The organism is Streptomyces sp. NPDC000941 (genome assembly GCF_053599555.1).
In genome coordinates this window covers 75352-81497 of the sequence record NZ_JBSFMM010000018.1, presented here as the reverse complement: position 1 = coordinate 81497, position 6146 = coordinate 75352, and the positions used below count along the sequence as shown (strand labels likewise).

Here is a 6146-nt window from a genome sequence, read left to right as displayed (position 1 = left end):
GATACGACGGCGTGTCGCTGTCCCATACTCACCGCAACTCACGCTTCGCCGCTTACGCTCCGCCGTTGAAGTGGTCGCGTACCAGAGACTCGACGGTGTCGAGATCCCGCGCGGCCAGGGCGTCGAGCAGGGCCATATGCTCGGCCGCGTCAGCGACGAGGTCGGCGGTGCGCACGAGCTGACCGCCGGGAAGCGGCCACTGCGCCCGCCGGTGCAGTTCGTCGGCCACGACGACCAACTGTTGATTTCCGGCCAGGCTGAGGACCGCCTGGTGGAAGGTGCGGTCGGATTCCAGATACGCCGCGCGGTTCCCCTTCACCGCCGCCACCGCCGTGGCCTCGGCGAACGGCCGCAGCCCCGCCCACCGCTCGGGCGCGATCGCCTCGGCCAGGCTGAGCATCACGGGGACCTCCAGCAGGGCCCGGACCTCGGCCAGCTCGGCCAGCTCGCGCGCGCTGCGCCGGGCCACCCGGAATCCCCGGTTCGGCACCACCTCGACGGCGCCTTCGCCGGCGAGCTGCTGCATGGCCTCGCGTACGGGCGTGGCCGACACGCCGAAGCGCTCGGCGAGGGCCGGTGCGGAGTAGACCTCGCCGGGGGCGAGCTCGCCGCCGACCAGCGCATCCCTCAGGGCGTCCAGGATCTGCCCGCGCACCGAGTGGCGCTGGGGCGGCTTCCGTGAGGCGGGCCCGCCGGGGCCGGGGATGCCGGGGCCCGGGTGCGGCTCCGCCGCCGTTTCGGCACTGGCCTGCTCCACCTCGGCTCCTCCTCACGTCCGCCTGAAACGATATGCGGAGGCCGCGCGAGGTCAAACCCCTCGGACGCCGTATTTAAGGCAACCCTAACGGAACGACGCACACGGGACCAGATCGAGCGCTCTGACGCAACCTCAGCAGTCTGTTTACGCTCGAACGGGTTCCATGAATAGAATGCAAGCCGCTTGCATAGCGCGAGCGTTCGAACCGTATCGCACCTATCCGCGTGTCCCCCCGCCGATTTGGCGCCCTCTTGTCCAGAAACCGCTCGGGGCAAGCCGGGTTTCCGCCAAGATGTCGCGCGAGTAGGCCGGGTACTACGGCCAGAACTTCACGGAAGCGAGGCAAGGGACACCGGATGAGACTTACCGACATATCGAGCTGGGGCCTCCCAGTCGTCGTGGTGCTCGTCGGCGTCGTGGGAGCGGTGACAGTGCTCGCGCGTGGCCGCAACGCCAAGGACGACAAGTCCACCGACTCCTGGGAGCGCAGCGAGGAGCGGCGGCGGCGCAAGGAGGCCATCTATGGGATGGCCTCTTATGTTCTGCTGTTCTGCTGCGCCGGGGTGGCGGCCGCACTCTCCTTCCAGGGCCTGGTGGGCTTCGGACGGGAGAACCTCGCCCTGACGAACGGCTGGGAGTACCTGGTGCCGTTCGGGCTCGACGGCGCCGCGATGTTCTGCTCGGTGCTCGCGGTGCGCGAGGCCAGCCACGGTGACGCCGCGCTCGGCTCCCGACTGCTGGTGTGGCTGTTCGCCGGCGCCGCGGCCTGGTTCAACTGGGTGCACGCGCCCCGTGGCATGGGCCACGCCGGTGCGCCGCAGTTCTTCGCCGGTATGTCGCTGTCGGCGGCGGTCCTCTTCGACCGCGCGCTCAAGCAGACCCGCCGGGCGGCGCTGCGCGAGCAGGGCCTGGTGCCGCGGCCGCTGCCGCAGATCCGCATCGTGCGCTGGCTGCGCGCTCCCCGCGAGACCTTCGCCGCCTGGTCGCTGATGCTGCTCGAGGGCGTCCGCACCCTGGACGAGGCCGTCGAGGAGGTGCGCGAGGACCGCAAGGAGAAGGAGCGCAACCGGTACCGCAGGCGGGACCAGGAGAGGCTGGACCGGGCCAGGATCCGGGCGCTGAACCGGCAGCACCGCACGTGGGGGCGGCGCGGCGGCCGCCAGGTGGAGGTCACGGGGTCCTCCCCGCAGCCGGCGCTCACATCGGAGCCTGCTATATCGGAGAAATCGCCGGAAAACTCTTCCTCGCTGGAAAAGGGGCAGCTGTCCGCGCCCGCGTCCCGGCCCGCCCTGCGGTCCGCGAGGGACAGTGACGGCGCCGTCACCGGACTGGGCGACCGCGAGGCCGACCGCCCGCGCACCATCGACCTCACCGCCGAGGACGACACGCTGACGATGCCGCGGCTCGACTCCCTCGAGGAGAAGCTGGCACAGATCGAGCGAGCCTTCGGCTGAGCTGACTGCTGGGTGGGCGGGACGAGGAGCCGGGCTCCTCTCCCGCCCCCGCGTCATTTGCACGGCGTGTCTCATCCACGCCCCGCGTCCGATCCACGCCCCGCGTCCGGTCCGAACCGTGCGTCGAGCTCGAACCAGACCGCCTTCCCCACACCGTGGGACCGCACCCCCCACGCATCCGCGAGCGTATGCACCAGCAGCAGTCCGCGCCCGGATGTGCCCTCCTCGGCCGCATGCGTACGCAGCGTCGGATGCCGGGAGACGAAGTCCCGCACCTCCACCCGTAATCGGCCGCCGCCCGGCGCGTCGGACCCGTCGCCGAGCGTGGCCGTGATGTGCGCCCCACGGTCGGTGTGCACCAACGCGTTGGTGACCAGCTCGCTGATGAGCAGTTCGGCCAGGTCCCTCCTGTTCGGATCGCCCCAGTCCCGCAGCAGTTCCCGCAGGGCCGCGCGGACCTCCGCCACCCGGGACAGCTCGCCGCCGTGCAATCGCCTGCTGAGGGCCGGGCCCCGCGCGCTCTCGATGGCCACCGCCCCCGCTTCCGGCCGCCGCCCGGCCGTCCCGCCCCGCCGTGAAGGCTGACGCTTCATCCTCCCCCGCCCCGGCCGCACAGGGCGCGACCAGTGTCGAAATGTCGTCGAACACGCTCACGGAATGCATTCCCGCGTGTGGGTGCCCACACACCGCGGGAAATGATCGGGGAGTTGATCCGCCGAGCGCCGATTCCTAGGAGAGCCGCGTATGCACGACGACCGATCGCTGGTGGAAGGGCGCCTCGACCGGGCGCTGCGCCAGTTCATCAGGCCCGCCCAGTACACGGCGCGCGCCCCGCTGACGCTTTCCGCGTGGCGCACCCCCGGCGAGCCGGTGCCGGTGGGCGACGCGCTGAAGGGGTCGTATGAGCCCTTCGAGACCGGCACCGAGTGGGGCTCGCCGTGGTCGACCTGGTGGTTCCGGCTGGAGGGCGAGGTGCCATCGGAGTGGGCGGGGCGGCGGGTCGAGGCCGTCATCGACCCGGGCTTCACCGGGGACGGTCCCGGTTTCCAGGCCGAGGGTCTTGTGTACGACGCGGAGGGGGTGCCGATCAAGGGCATCCATCCGCGCAACCGCCATATCCCCGTCGCCGCCCCGGCGGCCGGCGGCGAGCCGGTACGGCTGCTGCTGGAGGCGGCGGCCAACCCGGCCGTACTGCGGGACGGCTTCGAGCCGACGCAGCTGGGCGATGTGCTGACCGCCGGTGACCGGCCGCTGTACCGCTTCGCCTCGGCCGACGTCGCCGTGCTGAACGAGGACGTCTGGCATCTGGTGCTGGACATCGAGGTGCTGTCGGAGCTGATGCGCGAGCTCCCCGCGGACCGGCCGCGGCGCCACGAAATACTGCGTGCGCTGGAGAACATGCTGGACGCGCTGGACCTCCACGATGTGCCGGGCACGGCCGCGGCCGGGCGCGCCGCGCTGACCGACGTACTCGCCAGCCCGGCCAACGCCAGCGCACACCGCGTGTCGGCGACCGGACACGCCCATATCGACTCGGCGTGGCTGTGGCCGCTGCGCGAGACGGTGCGCAAGGCATCTCGTACCTTCGCCAATGTCACCGCGCTCGCGGGCGAGTACCCCGAGCTGGTCTTCGCCTGTTCGCAGGCGCAGCAGTACGCGTGGGTGAAGGAGCATCAGCCGCATATCTGGGAGCGGATCAAGAAGGCGGTGGCGGACGGCAACTGGGCCCCCGTCGGCTCGATGTGGGTCGAGTCGGACGCCAATATGCCCGGCGGCGAGGCGCTGGCCCGGCAGATCGTGCACGGGAAGCGGTTCTTCCTGGAGGAGTTGGGGGTGGACACCGAGGAGATCTGGCTGCCGGACTCCTTCGGCTACACGGCCGCGTTCCCGCAGCTGGCGAAGCTCGCGGGGGTGCGGTGGTTCCTCACCCAGAAGCTGTCCTGGAACCAGTGGAACAAGATGCCCCACCACACCTTCTGGTGGGAGGGCATCGACGGCACCCGGGTGTTCACCCATTTCCCGCCCGTGGACACCTACAACAGCCAGTTCCATGCTCACGAACTCGCCCACGCCGAGAAGAACTTCGCCGACAAGGGCCTTGCCACCCGCTCCCTCGTCCCCTTCGGCTTCGGCGACGGCGGGGGCGGCCCCACCCGCGAGATGATGGAGAGGGCGCGCCGGCTCAAGTCGCTGGAGGGCTCGCCGCGGGTCGAGATCGAGCGGCCGTCGACGTTCTTCGCGGAGGCGGAGCGGGAGTACGCGGCCAAGGCCCCGGTGTGGTCGGGCGAGCTGTATCTGGAGCTGCACCGGGCGACGTACACCACCCAGGCCAAGACCAAGCAGGGCAACCGACGCAGCGAGCATCTGCTGCGGGAGGCCGAGCTGTGGGCGACGGCCGCGGCGCTGCGCGCCCCCGGGTACGCCTATCCGTACGACGATCTCGACCGGATCTGGAAGACGGTGCTGCTGCACCAGTTCCATGACATCCTGCCGGGCTCCTCGATCGCCTGGGTGCACCGCGAGGCGCGCGACACCTATGAGCGAGTCCGCACCGAGTTGGAGGGGGTCATCTCGGCGGCGGCCGGCGCGCTGGGCGGCGCGCCGGGCGGGGCAGTGGACGGGCCGGTGGTGCTGAACGCGTCCCCGTACGAGCGCACCGAGGTCGTCACGCTCGACGCGCCGACGGCGGCGGCAGTCGCAGCCTTGTCGGAGGGTGCATCGGTCCAGCCCCTGGCGGACGGGCGCGCCGCGGTCGCGGTGCGGCTGCCCGCGCTGGGCGCGGCGCCCGTGCACTCCGACACGCCGGCGGCGGCCGTGGCCGAGGCGCCGGTCAGCGCGCTGAGCGACGGGCGCACGATTGTGCTGGACAACGATGTGCTGCGGGTGGTCATCGACGGCGACGGGCTGCTCACCTCCGTACGGGATCTGGCCGCCGACCGGGAGCTGATCGCGCCCGGCGCCCGCGGCAACCTCCTCCAGCTGCACCCCGACCACCCGAACCAATGGGACGCCTGGGACATCGACCGGCACTACCGCCGGGTCCACACCGACCTCACCGACGCCGAGTCCGTCGAACTGGTCGAGTCCGGGCCGCTGCGCGCCGCCGTCCGGGTGGTGCGCGCCTTCGGCGCGTCGGGGGCCTCCCGCGTCACCCAGGAGATCCGGCTCAGCCGGGGCAGCCGCCGTCTTGACATCGCCACCGAGGTGGACTGGCAGGAGTCGGAGAAGGTCCTCAAGGCCGCGTTCCCGCTGGACATCCACGCCAAGGTGTCCACCTCCGAGATCCAGTTCGGGCATGTGGACCGCGCCACGCACACCAACACCAGCTGGGACGCGGCCCGGTTCGAGATCTGTGCCCACCGCTGGCTGCGGGTCGCCGAGCCCGGCTATGGCGCGGCGCTGCTCAACGACTCGACGTACGGCCACGATGTGACCCGTACGGAGCACCCGGTCGAGGCTGCGGGCGGCGGCGAGGGCGGGCCGGTGCTGGGCACGACGGTACGGCTGACCCTGCTGCGCGCCCCGCACAGCCCCGACCCGGAGACCGATCTCGGCGCCCACCGCTTCAGCTATGCGCTGCTGCCCGGCGCCGAGGTGGGCGACGCGGTCGCCGAGGGCCTGGCGCTCAACCTGCCGCCGCGTGCCCTGCCTTCGGGCCCGGTGCTCCCCTCCCTGATCGGCGTCGACAACCCCGCGATCACCGTCGAGTCCGTCAAGCTGGCGGAGGACCGCGGCGGCGATGTGGTGGTGCGGCTGTACGAGTCGCACGGCGGGCGCGCATCCGCCACGCTGACCACCGGTTTCCCGGTGGTCAGCGCCCAGGTGACGGACCTGCTCGAGCGGCCGCTGCACGAGGCGGCCACCGGCGAGGGCGGGCTGGCTCTGAGCCTGCGCCCGCATGAAATCCTCACCCTGAGGCTCACGCCCGCGTAGGG

At 71.7% G+C, this 6146-nt stretch carries 4 protein-coding genes; 2 read left to right on the top strand and 2 right to left on the bottom strand.

Annotated elements, in window-relative coordinates:
- Positions 1–52: 52 nt before the first annotated feature.
- Positions 53–757: a GntR family transcriptional regulator gene (locus ACWDSL_RS09160; protein WP_450483273.1), complete on the bottom strand. Its 705-nt coding sequence runs from the start codon at positions 755–757 to the stop codon at positions 53–55.
- A gap of 356 nt (positions 758–1113) precedes the next feature.
- Between ACWDSL_RS09160 and ACWDSL_RS09155 the strand changes: the two genes are divergently transcribed.
- Entirely contained in the window at positions 1114–2211 is a 1098-nt protein-coding gene (locus tag ACWDSL_RS09155; protein ID WP_450483271.1) for a DUF2637 domain-containing protein, read from the top strand.
- Between the two features lie 71 nt (positions 2212–2282).
- On the opposite strand, the gene ACWDSL_RS09150 is transcribed toward ACWDSL_RS09155, so the two are convergent.
- The gene (locus ACWDSL_RS09150; RefSeq protein ID WP_450483269.1) at positions 2283–2744 is read right to left on the bottom strand and encodes an ATP-binding protein; all 462 of its coding nucleotides are present in this window, start codon (positions 2742–2744) and stop codon (positions 2283–2285) included.
- Between the two features lie 211 nt (positions 2745–2955).
- Between ACWDSL_RS09150 and ACWDSL_RS09145 the strand changes: the two genes are divergently transcribed.
- Complete coding sequence (locus tag ACWDSL_RS09145; RefSeq protein ID WP_450483267.1) at positions 2956–6144, top strand: alpha-mannosidase; 3189 nt, start codon at positions 2956–2958, stop codon at positions 6142–6144.
- The last annotated feature ends 2 nt before the right edge of the window (positions 6145–6146 follow it).